Annotated in this window: 10 protein-coding genes, 23 tRNA genes and 1 pseudogene; 4 read left to right on the top strand and 30 right to left on the bottom strand. The window is 42.6% G+C overall.

Annotated features, from left to right (window positions below; translation table 11 throughout):
* Positions 1-17: 17 nt before the first annotated feature.
* The 23 genes from DET59_RS15410 to DET59_RS15520 form a co-directional block, all read right to left on the bottom strand.
* A tRNA-Ile gene (locus DET59_RS15410) sits at positions 18-94 on the bottom strand.
* A 9-nt stretch (positions 95-103) separates the two neighbouring features.
* Positions 104-177 (bottom strand) — tRNA-Gly (locus tag DET59_RS15415).
* Between the two features lie 10 nt (positions 178-187).
* Positions 188-261: transfer RNA gene (locus DET59_RS15420), tRNA-Cys, on the bottom strand.
* 2 nt (positions 262-263) lie between these two features.
* A tRNA-Gln gene (locus DET59_RS15425) sits at positions 264-338 on the bottom strand.
* 8 nt (positions 339-346) lie between these two features.
* Positions 347-419, bottom strand: a tRNA-His gene (locus DET59_RS15430).
* A gap of 17 nt (positions 420-436) precedes the next feature.
* Positions 437-510, bottom strand: a tRNA-Trp gene (locus DET59_RS15435).
* Between the two features lie 89 nt (positions 511-599).
* Positions 600-683: transfer RNA gene (locus DET59_RS15440), tRNA-Tyr, on the bottom strand.
* A 36-nt stretch (positions 684-719) separates the two neighbouring features.
* Positions 720-795, bottom strand: a tRNA-Phe gene (locus DET59_RS15445).
* Positions 796-844: 49 nt separating this feature from the next.
* Positions 845-921 (bottom strand) — tRNA-Asp (locus DET59_RS15450).
* Between the two features lie 114 nt (positions 922-1035).
* Positions 1036-1109 (bottom strand) — tRNA-Met (locus DET59_RS15455).
* 34 nt (positions 1110-1143) lie between these two features.
* Positions 1144-1236 (bottom strand) — tRNA-Ser (locus tag DET59_RS15460).
* Positions 1237-1242: 6 nt separating this feature from the next.
* Positions 1243-1316: transfer RNA gene (locus tag DET59_RS15465), tRNA-Ile, on the bottom strand.
* Positions 1317-1351: 35 nt separating this feature from the next.
* A tRNA-Met gene (locus tag DET59_RS15470) sits at positions 1352-1425 on the bottom strand.
* 78 nt (positions 1426-1503) lie between these two features.
* Positions 1504-1579, bottom strand: a tRNA-Ala gene (locus DET59_RS15475).
* Between the two features lie 8 nt (positions 1580-1587).
* Positions 1588-1664 (bottom strand) — tRNA-Pro (locus tag DET59_RS15480).
* Between the two features lie 5 nt (positions 1665-1669).
* Positions 1670-1746: transfer RNA gene (locus tag DET59_RS15485), tRNA-Arg, on the bottom strand.
* A gap of 74 nt (positions 1747-1820) precedes the next feature.
* Positions 1821-1909, bottom strand: a tRNA-Leu gene (locus DET59_RS15490).
* A gap of 5 nt (positions 1910-1914) precedes the next feature.
* Positions 1915-1989 (bottom strand) — tRNA-Gly (locus tag DET59_RS15495).
* 8 nt (positions 1990-1997) lie between these two features.
* Positions 1998-2082, bottom strand: a tRNA-Leu gene (locus DET59_RS15500).
* A 67-nt stretch (positions 2083-2149) separates the two neighbouring features.
* Positions 2150-2225, bottom strand: a tRNA-Lys gene (locus DET59_RS15505).
* A 21-nt stretch (positions 2226-2246) separates the two neighbouring features.
* A tRNA-Thr gene (locus tag DET59_RS15510) sits at positions 2247-2322 on the bottom strand.
* A gap of 117 nt (positions 2323-2439) precedes the next feature.
* Positions 2440-2515 (bottom strand) — tRNA-Val (locus tag DET59_RS15515).
* 31 nt (positions 2516-2546) lie between these two features.
* A tRNA-Glu gene (locus tag DET59_RS15520) sits at positions 2547-2621 on the bottom strand.
* Between the two features lie 304 nt (positions 2622-2925).
* On the opposite strand from DET59_RS15520, the pseudogene DET59_RS15525 reads away from it, so the two are divergent.
* Both DET59_RS15525 and DET59_RS15530 read left to right on the top strand, forming a co-directional pair.
* A pseudogene (locus DET59_RS15525) lies at positions 2926-4050 on the top strand (IS4 family transposase).
* Between the two features lie 345 nt (positions 4051-4395).
* Positions 4396-5166, top strand: a complete 771-nt coding sequence (locus DET59_RS15530) for a metal-dependent hydrolase (RefSeq protein ID WP_113970532.1) — start codon at positions 4396-4398, stop codon at positions 5164-5166.
* A 165-nt stretch (positions 5167-5331) separates the two neighbouring features.
* Here the strand turns inward: DET59_RS15530 and DET59_RS15535 are convergent, their stop codons facing one another.
* Positions 5332-5634: a DUF5658 family protein gene (locus tag DET59_RS15535; protein WP_113970533.1), complete on the bottom strand. Its 303-nt coding sequence runs from the start codon at positions 5632-5634 to the stop codon at positions 5332-5334.
* Positions 5635-6049: 415 nt separating this feature from the next.
* Between DET59_RS15535 and DET59_RS15540 the strand changes: the two genes are divergently transcribed.
* Positions 6050-6529 (top strand): hypothetical protein, encoded by a 480-nt coding sequence (locus tag DET59_RS15540; RefSeq protein WP_113970534.1) that lies wholly within the window; start codon positions 6050-6052, stop codon positions 6527-6529.
* 296 nt (positions 6530-6825) lie between these two features.
* On the opposite strand, the gene DET59_RS15545 is transcribed toward DET59_RS15540, so the two are convergent.
* The gene (locus DET59_RS15545; protein WP_113970535.1) at positions 6826-12420 is read right to left on the bottom strand and encodes a pullulanase; all 5595 of its coding nucleotides are present in this window, start codon (positions 12418-12420) and stop codon (positions 6826-6828) included.
* Between the two features lie 353 nt (positions 12421-12773).
* On the opposite strand from DET59_RS15545, the gene DET59_RS21730 reads away from it, so the two are divergent.
* Positions 12774-12920, top strand: coding sequence for a hypothetical protein (locus tag DET59_RS21730; RefSeq protein ID WP_181778189.1), 147 nt, complete (start codon positions 12774-12776; stop codon positions 12918-12920).
* Between the two features lie 172 nt (positions 12921-13092).
* Here DET59_RS21730 and DET59_RS15550 read toward each other — a convergent pair whose 3' ends face one another.
* The 5 genes from DET59_RS15550 to DET59_RS15565 all read right to left on the bottom strand — a co-directional run bounded on the left by DET59_RS15550 (position 13093) and on the right by DET59_RS15565 (position 20856).
* A complete protein-coding gene (locus DET59_RS15550) occupies positions 13093-15195 on the bottom strand; it encodes an SA1320 family protein (RefSeq protein ID WP_113970536.1) in 2103 nt (700 codons plus the stop codon).
* A gap of 14 nt (positions 15196-15209) precedes the next feature.
* A complete protein-coding gene (locus DET59_RS15555) occupies positions 15210-16085 on the bottom strand; it encodes a DUF1672 domain-containing protein (protein WP_258549700.1) in 876 nt (291 codons plus the stop codon).
* A 404-nt stretch (positions 16086-16489) separates the two neighbouring features.
* Positions 16490-17224 (bottom strand): DUF1672 family protein, encoded by a 735-nt coding sequence (locus DET59_RS15560; protein WP_113970538.1) that lies wholly within the window; start codon positions 17222-17224, stop codon positions 16490-16492.
* A 36-nt stretch (positions 17225-17260) separates the two neighbouring features.
* Positions 17261-17419, bottom strand: a complete 159-nt coding sequence (locus DET59_RS21735; RefSeq protein ID WP_181778190.1) for a hypothetical protein — start codon at positions 17417-17419, stop codon at positions 17261-17263.
* A 356-nt stretch (positions 17420-17775) separates the two neighbouring features.
* The gene (locus DET59_RS15565; protein ID WP_113970539.1) at positions 17776-20856 is read right to left on the bottom strand and encodes a S8 family serine peptidase; all 3081 of its coding nucleotides are present in this window, start codon (positions 20854-20856) and stop codon (positions 17776-17778) included.
* Positions 20857-20991: the final 135 nt, after the last annotated feature.

Raw genomic sequence — 20991 nt, forward strand, 5'->3', positions numbered from 1 at the left:
ACTGCGGAATAATGAAATGGTGGGCCTAAGTGGACTCGAACCACCGACCTCACGCTTATCAGGCGTGCGCTCTAACCAGCTGAGCTATAGGCCCATTAAGAATTGGAGCGGGTGAAGGGAATCGAACCCTCATCATCAGCTTGGAAGGCTGAGGTTTTACCACTAAACTACACCCGCATGAATAAATTGGAGGCGGCAACCGGATTTGAACCGGTGATAAAGGTTTTGCAGACCTCTGCCTTACCACTTGGCTATGCCGCCGTTGGCTGGGCTAGCTGGATTCGAACCAACGCATGTCGCAGTCAAAGTGCGATGCCTTACCGCTTGGCTATAGCCCAATATAAAGGGCGACTGATGGGAATCGAACCCACGAATGCCTGAACCACAATCAGGTGCGTTAACCACTTCGCCACAATCGCCATGTTATAAATTTCTTTGGCAGGGGCAGTAGGAATCGAACCCACACCAAAGGTTTTGGAGACCTTCGTTCTACCGTTAAACTATGCCCCTAAGAAATATAATTAGTTTTCAGAAGACCCTCATGCTTCGCAAAGTTTAAGGAATATTATTTTACTTCGCTGACGCTTCGTAAAAAATCTTGGTGGAGGGGGGCAGATTCGAACTGCCGAACCCGAAGGAGCGGATTTACAGTCCGCCGCGTTTAGCCACTTCGCTACCCCTCCAAATAAAAGAAATACTTAAAGGTTCTTAAGTATAAATGGTGGCTCAGGACGGAATCGAACCGCCGACACATGGATTTTCAGTCCATTGCTCTACCAACTGAGCTACTGAGCCATATTATATAGAAGATGAAATTATCAAATTGAACATTAAAAGAAATAAATGGCGGTCCGGACGGGACTCGAACCCGCGACCTCCTGCGTGACAGGCAGGCATTCTAACCAACTGAACTACCGGACCAAAGCTTTTTGCGCCAGCAAAATAGGTTTCAATTCTGCGACAGTGAAAATAACTATCCATGCGTGACTCATGAAAGATTAGCGATAACTCTTATAAAACAAGCCAAAAATGGTATTGCGGGGACAGGATTTGAACCTGCGACCTTCGGGTTATGAGCCCGACGAGCTACCGAACTGCTCCACCCCGCGACGATAAAAATGAAATTTTCCATTAAAGTAAATATGGAGGAGGAAGGGGGATTCGAACCCCCGCGGGCTGTTACACCCCTGTCGGTTTTCAAGACCGATCCCTTCAGCCGGACTTGGGTATTCCTCCGTATAATGGACCCTGTAGGACTCGAACCTACGACCGGACGGTTATGAGCCGTCTGCTCTAACCAACTGAGCTAAGGGTCCTTATAAATTTAAATTGCATGTTATGTATTAAGTAATAGCGGCGGAGGGGATCGAACCCCCGACCTCACGGGTATGAACCGTACGCTCTAGCCAGCTGAGCTACACCGCCACGAAAGTTTTACTATTGTATTTGATTTTTGCATGAGCGAAAATCAATGAAGTTTATTTTACTTTAGTGAAACAAACTTGGTGGAGCCTAGCGGGATCGAACCGCTGACCTCCTGCGTGCAAAGCAGGCGCTCTCCCAGCTGAGCTAAGGCCCCAAAAGAAGTGGTCGGGAAGACAGGATTCGAACCTGCGACCCCTTGGTCCCAAACCAAGTGCTCTACCAAGCTGAGCTACTTCCCGATATATGGCGCGCCCGAGAGGAGTCGAACCCCTAACCTTTTGATCCGTAGTCAAACGCTCTATCCAATTGAGCTACGGGCGCTAAATGTATGTTGGATTTATAGATATTTCACTGTAGCACCTTAAGGTAAGATATTTTGCTGACGCAAAAATCTTTGGTGCCGAGGACCGGAATCGAACCGGTACGGTAGTCACCTACCGCAGGATTTTAAGTCCTGTGCGTCTGCCAGTTCCGCCACCCCGGCTAGTCTGGAGCGGAAGACGGGATTCGAACCCGCGACCCCCACCTTGGCAAGGTGGTGTTCTACCACTGAACTACTTCCGCGCTAGTATTGGTGCGGGTGAAGGGACTTGAACCCCCACGCCTTGCGGCGCCAGATCCTAAGTCTGGTGCGTCTGCCAATTCCGCCACACCCGCATGTAATAGATGATTTTCGTAATAACGAAAACCCTATGGTAAGATATTTTGCTGACGCAAAAATCTTTGGTGAGCCATGAAGGATTCGAACCTTCGACCCTCTGATTAAAAGTCAGATGCTCTACCAACTGAGCTAATGGCTCATCCTATAACAGGAAACCAAATGGTGCCGGCAAGAGGACTTGAACCTCCAACCTACTGATTACAAGTCAGTTGCTCTACCAGTTGAGCTACACCGGCGTGTTTAATTTTTGATGAAGACTACTTAATGAAAAATTGTTTTCATATAGGGAATTCAAGAAGAGATATTTTGCTTCCGCAAAAATCTTTTGTTTATTTTACTTGCGTAAAAAAACTTGGTGGAGGATGACGGGATCGAACCGCCGACCCTCTGCTTGTAAGGCAGATGCTCTCCCAGCTGAGCTAATCCTCCATATAGATTTACTTTGCTTCGCAAAAAACTTTGGTGACCCATACGGGATTCGAACCCGTGTTACCGCCGTGAAAGGGCGGTGTCTTAACCGCTTGACCAATGGGCCTTATTTTCTAAGCGTCCCGCTTAAGGACATGTATAACTATATCAACTAATTTCGCAGAAGTCAACTTCTAAATCACGATAAAAAGAGATATTTTTTCAACTTACGCATCTTAACATTTTTGTAAGCCGAAAAAGAATATACCATATTATTTAAGTTTATATCAATAGTTCACTAGCGTCGCATTAAAATAATTTTGCACTATTAATAAAACTGAATTTTCTAAATTATAATCCAGGTATAAAAAAAGCCTTTATAATGGTAGGACGGTAGTAAACCTTCCAAATCCAAAATAAAGGACAATCTCATGGATAAGTTTACACGAAAAACATCATTTGAACAATGGTTTTCACCAATTCCACCCTCAAAATTAGAGGAACTGGCTGAACACCATCAATTAAATTACTATACCAAGAAGCTATACATTGTCTCATTTCTGAAGTTACTACTGTTTGCGCAACTGAACGAAACGGAAAGTATGCGTGCAGTCAGTGATACATTGTTTTCAGATGAATTACAAAAAACCACGAATTTAAAATCGATTAGCTTTTCTCAATTAGGACGTCGATTACATCAAGTTCCTACACACGTTTTTCAAGAGATTTTTCTGGACTTGGTGGCACAAATTCACGAAAAAACGCACTTTGAACAACGACGAAAGACCATGACACCGTTGAAAATCATTGACTCGAGCACGTTGCCATTGAATTTGAACAATCATAAGTGGGCTGATTTTCGGAAAACGAAATCGGGCATTAAGCTTCACTTGCGCCTTGTGTACTTAGAAAAAGGTTGTTCGTATCCGGATAAAGCCGTGCTGACAAACGCAAAAGAACATGATCGTGGCCAACTTGAGGTGCTCGTTGATGATAAAGAGTGCATGTATGTGTTTGACCGTGGTTACTTGGATTATGACCGATTTGATCGCATGACTGATGACGGATTTTTCTTTGTCTCACGCTTGCGCAAAAATGCGTTTACACGTGTGTTAGAGTCGTTTGAGCTCCCTGAAGATTCCGCTGTTTTATCAGATGAAATGACTTTGATTGGCACCACCCAAAATCGTGCTGAGAATGCATTTCGTCTCATTAATGTCTTGGATTCAAAAGGGAATGAGCTGCATCTGATTACAAATCGTTTCGATCTAAGCGCAGATGAAATCGCTGAACTGTACAAATCTCGTTGGGCAATCGAGCTATTTTTCAAATGGATGAAACAGCATTTAAACATCAAAAAATTTTAAGGGCAGAGCGAACAATCCGTACATAATCAAGTGTACATCGCGATGATCGTCTATTGTTTAAATGTACTGGCTCAGCTCAACACAAATAGTGCACGCAGCTACTTGCAGATCAGTCGGTGGTTGAAAGCAGCACCTTGGAAATCAGCACATATCTGGATTCGGAAAATCTCAGGGAAAGCTGTTCCGTAAAGGTTTTCACGTTTCTGTTGCCCTCGCCAAAGGTTATAGTAAAAAAATGGATGTTCACTACCTCTGCTTAGGTATCTTCGTTTTTATTCTAATAAGCAGAAAGTGAAAAACAGAAAATTCAGTCAAAATTCATGCGACACTAGTGTCAATAGTTAATTTAATAATTTCCCCAAATGTACTGTTGACTTCTATTCCATAAGAAAGATTATAGAACCCCCGTCTCATATAGTGAAGGTTAATACACTAACAATTATCTCTTTCCTTTTCCTCACTAAAAAACAGTTCTATCTCCTTCACACTCACATAGATATAGGAAATGAAAATAAGATAACAAAGGAGTTTTTTATGAATATAACCCGCTTAGGTCATTCATGTTTTGTCATTAAAACGAGTACCGGAAAGAACATTATGGTAGATCCTTTTTTAAAACAGAATCCCGCTTGTCCAAGAGAATTTGTTCAAGAGGACTATTTAAAACAGATAGATGTGGTTTTTCTCACACATGGTCATTTTGATCATGTTTCAGGGCTGGATGAAGTTAAGAAGTATAAACCCGACGCACTGGTCGTTGCTCAATATGAGCTTGCATTGAAATTAATGTCTGAAGGATATAACGTCTTTCCATTAAACTATGGTGGAACGTATAGGGAAAATAATTTTGAAGTAACGATGGTAAACGCAGTCCACACCTCTTCTTTCGGTGAAACACAAGGAGTTCCAGGACTGGTAGGACTACCGTGTGGATATATATTAAATGTTTTTGGAGAACAGGTTGTGTACATTTCCGGAGACACCGATGTGATGGCCGACATGAAGATCATCCAAGACATCTATCAACCGTCCGTTGCCATTCTTTCATGCTCCGGCCAATTCGTCATGGGGGTAAAAGAAGCAGCATACGCACTAACTCATCTATTAAATGTAAAGAAAGTTATCCCCTGCCATACCTTCCCTAAAGTAATGGATGCTGCCAGCCCGGAAATGATGGCGGAATTAGTAGAAGGTTTTCCGGTGATCCAGTATATGATGGGGCAGGATGAGGAATTAAAGGAGGTAATGAAGAATAGTGATGTTGAAGTTACGATTCTAGGGTTTGGAGAAACAAAGGAAGTGTAAATGTGGGTCATAAAGACAGGTCCATTGTTCAAGATCATTATTTAGCGGGAAGTAATCTGCCCTCTTGTCCCTCCCCCTCTTTATAAAGAAAGTAGATAAAGAAAGTTTACATTATACCTATTTGAATAAGGTGCTTCATCACTCATCCACTTATCTCACTACAGTTCAGATAATCTCCATTAGCCAATAACCATGCATCAAACAGATGAAACTATAGGAGACTGCCGCAATGACTGAAACACTGAATAGAACATTGGAAGACCTTTTATCCGGTTTGAGTCTATAAAGAAGAATAAATAAGGTTACTGAAAGTCCACCTTTCAATAGTAGAAATAACCAGGGATTGGTGAAGTAGAGATTACTCATAAGAGGATTGGCTTCTGTTATGTAATCGAAATGTAAGCCATACATGGTCAGAGATGTATCTAGGAGGTTTAGTATTGCGATGTAAAGGAGTAGTAGCCTCATGGTAAATTCTCCTATTCATATTATTAAGAATTAGCCATTCTTTTTAAAGAACGACTAATTCCATTGTAATACAATTCAACTTCATAAACTAGAATTTAATTCTTTATTAAGAACAACAGTGACCATTGTATGTAAAGCATTGTGTCTGAATTCTCGCCCGTCCCTAAACATGCGATGTGACCCAGCCTCTCATTCCAATTCCACTAAAAGCCCTCCAAATGATACCTACATAATACATATTTTTTGTTGTAAATTCCTTATTCCAACCTTTCATCTAAAAGAATACTTTTAGCAACCCTTTGTTTACGATATGTAAATTAAAGGAATAGCACAGGCCTATTTACTCATACATTCAAGGGTGAAGTTACTTATCGACTCATTCTGGCAAGTACATGATAGGAGAGGAGGATAAAGGATGAGGTTAAACATTTTTCTAATAGGGTTTGTCCTTTTAGCGATGTTATCAGGGTGCAGCGATCCAGTACAGGATGATTTACTGAACTACATCAATGAAGATATGAAGCCATTGGCTGTATTGGAGGAAGACGCTATTGCAGAGTATGACAGTGTGACAGGCAACAACTATGTGGATGATTTGACCACCTATATTCACATCGAAGAAGTAGTCGTACCCATGTACCGGGATTTTATTGAACAACTTGAAGCAGTAAACCCGAAAACATCAGAGGTGCAAGAGTTACACGAAAGCTATATAGAAGCTGTGAATATTCAAAATAACGCTATGATCAAAATACTTGCTGCAATCGATCAGCAAGACTATGACATGGTCGCGGATGCGAATAAAATGTTAGCTGAAGGAAGAGCAGGTATAAGAAGCTTTACAAATGAACTTGAAAAATTGGCTGAAGAACATAATGTTGAAATAACAGATTAGGAATTGGATCGGTAAGATCGCCCTCGTCCAAACAGTTTCCATCTAAAAAACACCCACTTACACGGATTTGGTAGCTTAAAAACTTCAATACTCTTAAACAAGCGTTTGTTTAGTTGATTTCTTGTCTGTCCTCATAAGGTTTTAGCAATTAATCAAACGTTTGTTTAAAAAACGAAATCTACTTGATACTTCCTCACTCTATCAATAGTCTCAATACCAAACAAAACCTCAACCCTTTTTACCAGGGTTGAGGTTTTATGATTTTGTATGTTGCTATAGATCCTCAGTGGTCAAGTCTATTGCTTCTTTTTCTTCCCCTTCTCCTCCACCTTAATCACAACAGTGGTCAAAGGATCCAAAGTCAACGTATCTTCCGTCAATGTAAATCCGGACTTCTTGGAAACCGGCTTGGTTCCCGCTTCGTCGTTGTCTACTACAACCTTGCCTTTCGAGAAGTCATAGTCTCCTATTGATAGGGTACGTGCTTCGCTATCCGCATTGACGAATACGTAATACTCACCCGTACCATCCGTGGATACATTCTTGTAGGCAAGCATTAAGTCTGTAGCAGCAATTTCAGGTAAATCAAGCAGCGATACATTCTGATCGACCAGCTCTTGCTCACCTAAACGGAAAGCGTTGGTTGATCTTCTTAGCTCAATCAAACCTTCAGTATATTCTCTCGTCGTTGTATTGATTCCATACTTCTTCTTGTTCGTTGCTTTTTCCCAGTCAAACTTGTTGATGGCGTCTGATGAGTCGTATGAGTCGTGGATGAAGTAACCGAATGGGTCTCCATTCTCATCCTCCAGCTCATGATATTTCTGTTCCGGTACGCCTTCACCAAGCCATTGCTTCGTTCTTCCATATTCCTGGCCTGCGTGGATAAAGGCCGTTCCTTGTGATGTCAGAATCATGGAGTTACCAAGTCGAATGCGCTTGTGAATCTCCAGGTTGTTTTCCGGAATGGCCGGGTCCTTTTTGATCGATTGGGCAATGACGTCGTATAACGGCAGGTTGTCATGTGCTGCGATGTATTGGACCATGTCGCCCGGGTCGTCGTCTGCCGTGTTGCCTGGCTGCCCTTTGATGTTGTTGAAAATCGTGCTGATGTCGCGTGCGCCGCCTGTCAGGAATCTCGGCTCTCCTTCTGAACCGAATCCGGACTTCAGTTCATTTCGGATTTCGTCGGAGAAGACTCCCACGTCGTCGGTTTTGTCCATCCAATCCTGGTCGGCACCCATTCCTTCAAGGGAAGGATCGGATAGGTGTCCGGCAAATGTTCTCCAGCCTTCACCGATGAACAATGCATCCGGGTTGATTTCAGCCGCAGCGTCATAGGCTTTTTGGATGGATGGATACGTTGCGTCACCCATCATATCGAAGCGCATGCCATCGATCTTGTATTCGTCGAACCAGTATTTCACTGAGTCGACCATCAATTTTTCAGCCATGGTATGGTTGGTTGCCAGGTTGTTCCCGAACCCTCCAAGGAAGTTTCCTTTGTCATCCTGGAACGCATAGTAGTTAGGCACGATATCGTTCAGAGTGCTTGTTTTCGCCATATGCGTGTAGACGACGTCGAGGACGACCCCCATACCCTTATCATGAATGGCGTCGATCAATCGTTTTGTTTCTTCGATTCGTAATTGCGGATCAGTGGCATCCTGTGAATACGCACCATCCGGGGAGAAGTAGCTGTGTGGGTCATAGCCCCAGTTGTACTCATTGCCTCCCGCTGAATACTCAAGCTCACGTTCGCCCATATTCGTTTCATCGCCGTAGTACCAGGCCATGATCGGAAGCAGTTGGACGTGTGTCACTCCCATCGACTTGATATAATCAAGCTTTTTGATGAAGGCGTCATAGGTGCCCCATCTTTCCTTCTTCAAATCTTTTTCAATCGAAGGGTCGGACGTAAAGTCACGGACGTGAACCTCATAAATGACCGCGTCTTCACGTTTTTCATAGCCATCAATGGAAGCATGGCTGAATTTCTTGGGATCGGTTCCTTTTAAATCGACGATCGCCGCTTTTCCGACGTTATCGCCGTCAGGTCCCGCTTCACCCTCTGTGGTCACTGTAAAAGCAGCCATAGATTTGGCGTAAGGATCCAATACTTTTTTCGTTACGCCGTCGTTGGTTACTTCATATTGATAGTAGTAACCCTTCAGATCTTTCACCTTTAAGTCTTTCGCTTTCACGTCTGTTGACCAGACGCCTTTTTCACCAAGGGTCAGTTCCACACTGCCGATCGGTTTCGCAGCATCTTTTTTATCAAAGAAGTTCGCGACGACCTTGCTTGCTTTCGGTGCCCATAGTTTTAAGGTCGCGTTTCCTTTTTTATAAGTGGCACCGAGATCGTCACCATCGTAGGCATACTTGTTATCAATCAGTCTCCAACCAGCTGCCGCTTTAACGGTTCTGCCTGAGTAGGTGATGGATAACGGCAGTTTTCCCAGGTCAAAATCAGCTTTTACTTCCACTGTTTTGTCTCCGGTGATTTCAGCACTTTCCACTGTCACGTCGGATCCAGCGCTGTCTTTGATGGCTAAACCTGACAATAACGCTTCTTCTGTCAAACCATCTGTCATCGTGAAGTTCAGACGGATCGTATCGTCAGAAGTGACCTCGGAAGAAATCAGTCCTGTTGCGACATCCCCGTGTGGAGAAATGTAGACGGTATCGTCACCCTGCTTCACCCATAAGTGATTATATTTATCTAACAGATTGAACGTTTTGTTGCCCCCATCCTTACCGGCATCGCCTTTCGACTCATCCAGCATAAGGAAGCCGATTTCTTTCGCATTTTCGTTTAACGGGATGTCTACATAAGCACCATAACGGTCTTTACCCGCTAAATCAGCCGCACCTGTCGGCCAGTTATCCGATGGAGCCGCGACATCTCCCCAATTCCAGACACCGTAGTTCTCATAATTCCCGTCTTCACGCTCATAATGAATACGCACCGTGTTCTCCGGCAGATCAACCGGCTCATACGTATACACCTTATCAGAACCTTGTTGGATCCAAATCTCGTTTACCTCCGGTGAAGGAATGGTAAATCCTTTATCTCCACCATCTTTACCGGCATCCCCTTTGGTTATATCCATCACCAGGAAGCCGATATTTTTCGCTCCTTCAGCAAGTGGTACATCAATGTACGCACCGTAGCTGTCGGTCTTTTCGAACATAGTAGCACCTGTTGGCCAATTAGCCGATGGTGATTCCACATCATTCCATAGCCATGCACCGAAGTTTTCGTAGTTTCCATCGGTACGGTTGTAGTGAATGCGGATGTTGTTTTCCGGAACAGGCTCTACTTCAGGATCTTCTCCCCCTGAACCTGACCCTGCTTCAGCACCTGTAACCTTACCGCCTTCAACGGTCAACAACGCAGTACCGCCTTCTGCTTTAGAAGGAAGTGTCAACGTAATTTCATTTCCTCCGTCAGCATTGAATGCTTCCCCGGAATACGCATTCGTCACGACTGCATCCGGAGAATCCACTGTCAACGTAATTTCTTTCGCTTCGTCCGCCACGTTCAAACCAACGTATACGGAATCCTCTTTATAGTCACGAGAGAAAACGAGGAATTTATCGCTATTCGAACCACCGACAGTTTTCCTCTCCCCTTTAGCGAACACATCGGAATGCGCCCCTCTAAAGTTTAAAATCTTCGTATAGTGCTCCAACACGTCATTATTTTCTACATCATCCCAGGCAAAATCATAGCGGTTATCATATTCCGGATAATTATTCGCCCCGCTTTGCCCAAGCTCTTCACCGTAATAAATGACCGGCTGTCCTTTCGACGTTGCCTGAAGAGAAGCCGCCACTTTCAGCTTGCCTTCATCTCCGCCTAACGAATGCAGGAATCCGTCTTCATCATGACTTCCTAAAAATTGACCGAGTGTTGCCGTGTTATCGATCTTTCCGTTTCGTGCCGTCAGTTTATCATTGGCTGCTTTCAGGTCGCCGTCCACAAATTCACGGGCGATTCCTTTGAAACCAAAGTCCAGAAGGGAGTCCATCATTCCAGTATCAAGATACCCTAACTGGTTATCTGCGCTGGCTCCCCACGCTTCACCAATCATTTTGTGCTTAGGCATTTTTTCCGTGATGGCGTTTTTAAAGGCCATCCATGTCGTATCTTCCACGTGCTTCACAGTGTCGACGCGGAAATAGTCGATCGTATTCCCTTTTGCAGTTGTCGCTTTTTCAATCCAATCCGTTTGCCAATCGATGATTTGTTGGCGAACTTCTGGATTTTCCGTGATGACGTCTGGAAGTCCTGCTAGTTCTCCGACCACTTCATCATCGCCGACATCGGTACCTTGACGAACGATGTCGCTGTACTTGTCTCTTTCTGCATCCGTCGGATAACCGGCAGGACGCTGCTCCTCAGCAAGTTCTCCATTGATTTCTTTCAATCCATATCCCGTATGATTCAAGACCACATCGACCATAATTTTAATACCCCGGTCATGTGCTTCATCAATTAAGGTATGGAACTCCTCCATGGATCCAAAGTGAGGATTCAGCTCACCGAAGTTACTTGCCCAGTAACCATGGTAACCAAAATAAGGCTGATCCGATTCTCCGTTTGTTTCAACGGAACGGACATCATACTTGATGTTTTCCACGACCGGACTGATCCAGATCGTATTCACACCAAGGTTATCCAGGTAATCAAGCTTCTCCGTGATCCCTTTAAAATCTCCACCTTGATACGTACCGCGTTTGCTTTTATCATAATTCAGATTGTAAGGATCATCATTCGATGTATCCCCATTGAAGAACCGGTCCGTCAGCATGAAATAAATGATAGATTCATCCCAATCGAGATCCGAATCACCGACAGACTGTCTTGCCTTCACTTCGATTTCAGCCGTTCCCTCATAATAGTTCCCGTAAGAATCCACTACGGTCAGAGGAATCGATTTTGTTCCTGCCGTTATGTCATCATTGACAGCTAATGTCACTTCTTTTAATGAAGGATCGATTTCAAGTTTCTTTGATCCTCCCAGTGAAGAAACATCCGCCGTGATCTTTTGGATTCTCACATCCTCTGTCAGTCCATCGACATCAACAGATAAGACAGCGTTTTCATTATAGTCCACGGCAGTTGGTGACACTGAACCCGTAACCGTCAGATCCGCTTTTTGGAAATCAAGAAACGATTCCCCGTCCACTGTATTGTAAGGGTCACTAACTTCTGTCGTTTCACCATCCTTCGTTACTAAAAAGGAGTACGGGTTTTTCCCGTTTGGAATGTTGTCGTAGGCAAGTACGAATCTCTCATTCTCCGGTTCATACGTCATTTCTCTCGTTTCCCCGTTGTACTTCAACTCTACCTTTTCAATCGTATCCATCGCATCGTTTGCGAATAATTCTTTATCACGATAATAGAACGTCGCATTTCCCTGATCGATGACAGGAGCCGATCCATCCGGTACAATGCGGATCTCCTCGACACCGCTTGTTATGTATGCCTTGGTGATGGAGTCGTTTTGGTTCACTTTAATAAAACGGTCGCCAAACTCCTTCTCCGCCGTACCCCAATCCTCGGTACTGCGAAGAACAAAGCCGAATTGCTCTGTTTCAGGTGCAACGGCAATGTTTGCTACCGCCACTCCGTTTTCGTAGGAGTCAAAGTTGATTTGATCATTCTTTACTCCTGTGTTCCAAGCCCAAATATTCCAGCCGTCATACGTTTGGTCTTCACGGTCATACGTGAAGCGTACTGTGCGATCACTGGACTCTGCTGATTCCACCGTGGCATTGCCATCTGCCACTGCAGATGCTGTCGGTGCAAATGGTGACCACAGACTGATGAGCATCATTAAAGTCATAAAAATTGAGAATCGACGCTTAGTCCAATTTCCCATTCATGTTTTCCCCCTCTTAAATTGGATTAATAGAATAATAGTAGTGCTCTTGATGATTATGAAAACGTTTGCGCAAGTAGTTAAAAAAATGTGAGGTGATTCTTATGGTAGTTATTTCGAACTAGTGCAAACGCTTGCAATTTTCTGTCTTTTTTATTTTACAATAAATTCAAAGGAGTGGCTATATGACAAAAGGGGGGTTTTTTTCCTATTTTCTAAAAGGCTTTTATCGTAAACAAAGAAAAAGTAGTAGCTGATTTACCTGCAGGCTGCTTCTTTTAGGATGGCGCTGTGCTCGTTTGGAGATCCAACGGCTAGAATGTGTCTGCTTTTGGACGAAAAATGAGGTTAGATTGTCTTTTTTAAGCTGGAGTGGGAAACTGGACGGATTGGAGGGGGCCGGTGTGGCTTATGATCCTGATACGAAACCTTCTCGCAGAGAAATCGATCCGGATTGGGCAATTTTCAATCCTAATATAAAATTTTCAATCCTGATTTGAGATTATTAATCCTGATTTTGATTTTTTGATCCTCTTTCCGAATAATTGATCCTCCGTGTCGAATTTTCATCTAGTAGGGGCTGCTCAGAAGCAGTGATCACCTGAGTCGAAGTTCCATATTTATTGATTACTAAAAAAAACAAAAAAATAGGAACAAGCGGATGCCTTGTTCCTACAATGTCACACGATCCACCTGTTGACGCAGTTGGATCATGTTGTCTTTCACTCGTTGTGAGATTTCACATAGAGCTTGAATGGAATTTCCCTTGTGTTGACTGAGCTGGTGGACGATGTCGTCAAAGAGCATTTCCATTTCTTCATGGATGGCCATGGCGGATACATTGTAAATATGGATATTGGAGTAGCTCGTCAGATCAAAAATCGCCGAGTCGATATAAGGTCTGAAGCTGTCAAGTAACGCGGGAAATCCAATCGTCAATCTGGTTAATCCATCACGGAGTCCCTCTATGGTTGCAGCCAGCTCGTCGATCGGCTCCAGTGCGGAAGAAACGTACGAGCGGATTTTGTCATCGAAGTCCGAGAACATACTGATGAGCTTTCCAGGGACCGTTCCACTCAGGGCAATATTCATGGCACCCTTGATTTGAGCGGAAATGACCTCCAATGTGTTTTCGATGGCAAAAGCAAGTCCAGTCAACCCGCCTAAAAGCGGTAGAAGAAAGCGGTGGGAAACTCCCTTGAAGGCTTCAAAGGATCCATCCAGGTAGATCTCTTTCACCTTCATACCGATGAGCATGTGGTTAGACGTTTCAAGAACGTAGTCATTTTTCTTCGGCATCACTACTTCATGTTGAACCGAAGCTCCTCCAGAGATACTTGCACTTAAAGAAGAATCACGTTCTCCAAAGTTTTTGGCAAGGTCCCCAACCTGACTCTGAAACTCTGCTATGTGACTATTCATTTTCACACTATTGGCTTTGATAATCTCATAGTGTGCCAGCATCTCGTTCACAAGGAGATCCTCCAGGGTTTCCTTTCCCCCGCTAAACAGTTCCGGGATTTCTTTATGAAGGATGTTCTGCAGGAATCCTGTCAGACTGGTAATCTCCTGTTTGAATTCAAGCAGCTGATTCCGAGCCTGGCCGAAAATGCTTTCGACACTGATGCTTCGGTTGAATAAATGCTCCACGAGTTCGACAGGTGGGGAATTCAACACACCATTGAGAGATTTACTGGCGTTTTCAGCCATATTCAAAAGAGAAATAAGATGGTCGATTTCCGAGGTCAGGCGATGTCCCGTCGTCGTGATTCCAATGAATAAAGGATTTCCGATCAAGTTTTCGAACGACTCCTCAAAGGTCATCTGCAGGCGGCTCAACCGCTCCGAGTATCGGTCTCCTTCATGCTTGGCGATTTCCTGTGAATTGGACAGGTAGTCCTGGGCATACCCCAACCTTGTACTGACATCCCCGGCCAGGGCCTCAGCCAACAGGTTCAGATTGTCTCGATTGATTTCAATTCTATCCGAATGGCCGCCATAGAGGGGTTCTCCCGTCCAGATGCTTGTCATGATATGGGCATCAGCTTCGTCATGGATTTTGCCGTAACCAGGTTCTCCTAGTTGACCAATCTCATAGGCTCCTTTGTCGTTATAACCCGTATGATTGTTCGTCAGAATGCTGAAGTTCTCGCCGGTGACCGGTATGCCTGTCGAAATATCGTATCTCTTTCCAGGGATACGGGAATCGAGATTCAGGGCGATAAGAGTTCCGGTTAAGACGTCATAGTTGGTGAAGTAGTTGGTGATGTTGTCGTAGCTTTTGTTGGGATCGGCCATCCCTTTTGGAAGAAGTGCAGGGTTAAGCGTCACGGATGTAACTTCGGGATGATTAATGGCGACAGAGTTGGCCAATGGTCCACCCAATGAATTACCCGCAACGGATTTAACCCCTCCAATAGATTCATATTTTTTGTTCATTTTATTATAGTAATCCTGTGCTGCTTCCAGCTGGGGAAGGGTAAGGTCACTAAGGAGTTGAGCATCGGTTAGTAAGTCTTGTTTTCCGTTATCGGCTGCTGCATCAGTGCCTACATAGATAATAGATACTTCCCTTGACTTTTGGTTGATAACCGTCATTGCATCCAAGCCCGTGATGTCTCCATATACGGTATCCAATACCAAATAATCTACTTCATTTACAGTTATAATTTCTCGCGTAGGGATATCCTTATAAGCGTGTAATCCTGCTAATTCAACTAAATTTTTATCATTATTTACTGTTGTGACTCCGGTTTGACTGTTTGGACTACTCATTAGGTTATACCCCCTTACTCTTTAATAATCTCATCTGGGGTCGTTTTTTCGAGCGAATTTTCTTTTACCCCTTCAAACGACTGTTTGAGGACTGTATTGTCATTGACGAAAATACTGTATGTTCCTTTTGGTATATCATCCATGCTTTCAATATCGTTTACAACTCTATTAAATACCTTCTCATCCGGGTCAGTTTCTTTCTCTTTCATAAATAAATTAATGACTACCTCAAAATAAGTTGGATTAAACGCTTTTTTATTGTAAGCAGCCCTTAATTTTTCTCTACTAACTTGGGGATCTTCCATATATAGCTCAAAAACTGGTTTAATTGCTTCATCATTTGAAACGGAGGAAGATAAAAAGTAATAAGGCGTCATATATCCTGAACCACCAACATTTTGAAGGGATTTAATCGTTCTTCCAGTAACAGCTTCTTCATTTGCAATTTTCTCTAAATACTCATCCAAACGATCAAACTCGTCTTTAAATATTTCCCTGTATAAACCTTCTGTTATGGCACTCTCCACCTGTCCTTCTTGGGAAAACACTTTGTCTGACAGGATTTTTTCATTTGATTGATCAATTGGAACAACTGCATACGTGTAAAAATGAAGCGGATCAGTTGATTCCACAAATACTGTAGCTCCGTCTACATTACCCACAATATTATGAACCTTTACATCTGTCTTATATTCTTTCAAGAAAAAATCTTTAACCGCTTTCTCTACTTCTTCACGATTTTCTTCCGCAATCTTGTCTGTTTCTTCCCCATTTTTTAGGGTGTATCCCTCCCCATTGTACTCCTGCACACTTACATATTGATTCTTAACTTGCTTTTCAGCTTTCTCTTTTTCATCCACACCATTACCATTCGCATTATCCATATTCATACATCCTCCAAGTAGTAATGAAAGTCCGATTCCGCATATAATCCATTTATTTTTCGTATTCATGAATGTCTGATCCTCCTAATTGGATGGGTTCATTTAAAGAATTACCTTTATATTGTATAAAAGTCTGTAAAGTATTAACAGTTCAATCGGGTAATACTTAAAGTAATCAGGTAAAACAGGAAAAAAGTAGGGGGAACAGACTTCCTTTTCACATTTCTTTAATCCTATTGATTTAGCTTATTCAACTCATGTCTTCAGACTCATATATTTGTATAATTACCCCAATTATTCAAATGATAACCTATAAGTCCTGAAAATAATCTCCTGAAATTTATAACTAACCGACGTTATCACCAGACTGGGAGTAGTTAGATAAGGTCATACAGCTCACCACTTTAACATCACTTCTTAACAATGGCATCCGGAAACGATAACTGCAAAGAATTGTCTTTGATCCCATCGTCTACTTTTTCATTAATTAAATTATCATTAATGATTACACTGTAATTTCCTTTAGGTATCGAACTCATTGACTTAATATCCTGTTGAACTTTATTGAATATTTCTCTATCAGGTTCTACATTTTCATTCTCCATATATAACTGAATCGTAATATTATAATCTTCTGCTACAAAATCATCTTTTGAGAAGAAAGATTTAAGTTCACTGATGGGTGTGCGAGGATCTTTCAGATACGCCTCATACACTGGTTGGATAGCCTTGTCGTCCGGTGGAGTGGATAGATAATAATAGGGGATCATATAACCTGCCCCTCCGACATTTTCAAGTGATTCTTTCCTTTTCCCTACAACTTCATTTTCGGATATTATCTTACTTAGATACTGATCAAGGTTATTAAATTCATCTTCAAATATAAGGCGGTATACGCCTCCTTGAATAGCACTCTCAATTTCTCCATCTAAAGATGTAATACTATCTTCTAAAACCTTTTTTTGACTCAAATCAATTGGCACTATAGCGGGCGTATAGAAGTGAACAGGTCCTGTTGATTCTACAAACACAGTCGCACCATCCACATTCCCTACTATATTGTGCACTTTGACATCTATTTTATATTTTTCCATAAAAAAATCTTTAACGGCTTTTTGAACTTCATCACTCTTCTCTTCTGCAATTTTATCTGCGTCTTCTCCATTTCTGAGTACATATCCTTAACCTTTGTAATCTTGCACTCTCACAAAAGTATCTTTATATGGACCTGTTACCTCTTTTGAATCCACATTATTTTTTTCATTATCCCTATTCATACATCCTCCAAGTAGTAATGAAAGTCCAATTCCGCATATAATCAATTTATTTTTCGTATTCATGAATGTCTGATCCTCCTAATTGGATGGGTTCATTTAAAGAATTACCTTTATATTGTATAAAAGTCTGTAAAGTATTAACAGTTCAATCAGGTTAAGTATCGAGATGGCTCTCACATTTTTGCAGTAATCATGGATACTTGTCCATCTGCTATGGAAAACGTCTTTAACGGGACCTGATTCTAGAGGGTTTTGGTGGATGTAAAGGTGAATTGGGGTTAGTTGTAAATATCACTCAACATTAGTTCTACAAATCCTGCAATCCACCTTCCAAATGTAGAAATCCTTTTAATCATTTATACTGAAAAAGAAAAAGAAGCCAAGAGAACTATCCCCTTTGGCTCCTTTACTAATCCACATCAATCCATATACTTTAATACCTCTCCAACGACTCCTTCATTAATTCCTCCACCAATCTGATGAACTTGTGAAGAAGTCTTATCTTCTATAGTAGCAATCTGAGATCTTTCCAGACCTTTTTGTGAAACGAGCAGTACTGGTACGCCGAGTTTAGACGCAAGCGGACCCGCTGATAAGGCGTCAACCAGTTTAGCTGTTTCGGATTTGGCAATTAAAATAGTTGGATAGTGATTTTCTGTGTAGAATTTTTCTATCACTTTCGCATTGGTATCATGGCGGGAAAGACCGCTGATTCGGTTGCCCTCCACATTCTTAGTTGTGATGCTATTCATTTCTTTCATGATGGCTGAATCAAGTACCGCCGCTCCCCCGATAAAGTGAGCGTTCGATAAACTTTCTGATTTCAACCATTCATAGGTAGCTTTAGGAACAGACTTTTTCTCTGAAAGAATGATTGGCTGTTTCACTTTCCCGGATTGGGCCGCAATCGATAGGGCATCCGGCTCCCCTCTTCCATAAGCAATATACGCTTCCGTCACATCGACTGATTTATCGAGCTGTTTCGCAATGAATAAAGATGTTTCGTAGCGATCTTTTCCTCCAATACGAGAAACATTATACCCCAGCTTCACAAGTGCTCCTTTTACCTCATCGGAGATCACTCCGCTACCACCGATTAATACAATATTCTTCGTGCCTAGTCGTTTTAATTCTGCTTCTGTTTCTGCTGGCAACGTCCCCTTTGTAGTCAGGAGAATAGGTGCATCATGGGCAGAGGCTAATGGAGTAGCCGTTAAACCATCCGCAATGGCACCACCATTAACTAAAAACACTGTAGAAGATGTGTCCCATCCCTGCTTTGATACTTCAACCGCTGTTGAATACCTTGTTGTACCGATCAGGGTTTTCAGTTGAGGCTTTTCATTCGCAACCTGCACTTTTTCAACAGCACTTATGTTACCTGCTTGATCTACTGCATACACATTGATTTCTGTGCCTGCTTTTTGCTTGCTGATGGATATCGTGAATTCTCCATCTTTGTTTGCCGATGTTTTTCCGATCTCGGATGATCCGGCTTTTGCATACACAGTAGTATTCGCTTCCGCTTTTCCTGAAATAGAAGTTGATTGATCTCCTACTGGATTAACAGTCGGCTTTGTTGGTGCCGTTTTATCATCAACTGTTACTTTTACAGTTTCACTCTGGTTCCCTGCAGCATCCACTGCATACACACTTACTTCGGTACCTATTTTTTGTTTGCTGATTGTAATGGAATAAGCACCATTACTGTTAGTCTTTGCTCGTCCCAGCTCTGTAGAACCCACTTTTGCAACCACAGTAGAGTTCGCTTCTGCATTCCCTGTGACGGTAGTCGAGTTGTCTCCTACCGGATTAACGGTGGGCTTCACTGGCGCCGTTTTATCTTTTACCGTGACCATAGCTGAATCACTTTGATTTCCGGCTCCATCGATGGCATAAACGCTTAATTCCGTTCCCGCTTTTTGTTTAGCGATTGCGACTGTGAATGATCCATTGCTTGTCGAAGACCCGATGGTTTCAGATCCGGCTTTGACTTCTACCGTCGATCCAGCTTCCGCTTTTCCAGTTACGGAAGTGTGGCGGTCGGTTACTTCGTTCACCGTTGGAACATCAGGGCTTGTCCCATCCATTACCGTAATCGTAGTTGCTTCACTTGTGGCATCACCGTCTGTCAAGGTTACCCATAGAGTGGTCTCTGCCGTTTGTTTTGGTATATCAATATTAAAACTTCCCCAATAGGGATAGCCGTTCCCAATGACTTCTTCTCCATTGCTTACTTCAATGTAACTGTCATCGTCTGTATCTACGGTTCCACTTACATATGTAGAGTAGTCATATACTTGTGAAACCTGAGGCGGTGCTACATATCTGGCAACTCCGACTGCTTTTCTTGCATTCACCCGGCCATGGCCGTAGAAGTAATCCTTCCCGGATGTTCCAAGATCATCAGCCGAAGTATACAATCGGTCCGCTACCTGATCATTTGTCAAATTAGGTTCATTGGCTAGAATAAGCGCGGCCACTCCCGCTACTACAGGTGAAGCCATGGAAGTCCCGCTCATGTATTGATAGTCAAAATATGGGAGCGTTGATAAGATGTTAGACCCTGGTGCCGCGATATCAATGTCATACCCATAGTTAGAAAAACCTGATTTAGTATCATACTCAGTAGTCGACGCGACTGAGATGACATTTGGATAAGAAGAAGGATAATGTGAATCACTTGTATTATCGTTGCCTGCCGCTGCAATCACAACTACTCCATTATCGTACGCGTATTGAATCGCATCATTATAAATACTGCTGTAATAATAATTTCCTAAACTCATATTAATGATGTCCGCACCATTATTCACCGCATAATAAATACCCTCGATAACATCGGAAGAATAAGCAGATTCTTCATTAAAGAATGCATCAATTGGCATAATATTCGTCTCTGGTGCAACACCGGTCAAGCCCATCCAATTATCCATGGAACTCCCTATTATTCCTGCTACATGGGTCCCGTGGTCACCTTTCGTCATGGTTGTTGTACCGTACACCGTATCATAGGGAGCAACAATCCGCCCCGCAAATTCCGGATGATCCACATCCACACCATTATCAATCACAGCTACCACTACCTCAGAAGAACCTTTTGTCTGATCCCAAGTTCTCTCCGACTCAATGTTTTGATGGAGCCATTGAAGACTATAATAAGGGTCATTCGGTACGTGGTTCAGTTTAATTAAGTGATCAGGTTCCGCATACTCTACATCACTATTATTCTCTAAATCTTTTATAAAAGATTCCACTTTCTGCCCTTCAGGGACATCCACCGTCACGATAGGAGCAGCAGCATTTTCTTGATTTGCCAACACCTCATATCCCTCAATGGCTGCTTTATCCACTGGTTTTTTCAACTTCACAATCACTCGGTCTGCTATCTTATTATCTGAAGGAACATCAGTATCTCCATTTGCCTTTGCCACTTCAACAGAATAAAAAGGCATGCTAAATAAACCTAAAACCATCATCCAAATCAAAACTTTTTTCATACGTAATCCCCTTTTAATATATTGTTTAGTCAACCGAATGTCACATAGAAAAAGGGACAGTACCGTACCTGTAACCTTTTATACAAATAGGAAATTTTTGGTTGTAAATACACAATACTTTTATCCTATAAAATT

The sequence above is a fragment of the Rossellomorea aquimaris genome (assembly GCF_003315075.1).
Lineage (GTDB): Bacteria > Bacillota > Bacilli > Bacillales > Bacillaceae_B > Rossellomorea > Rossellomorea aquimaris_C.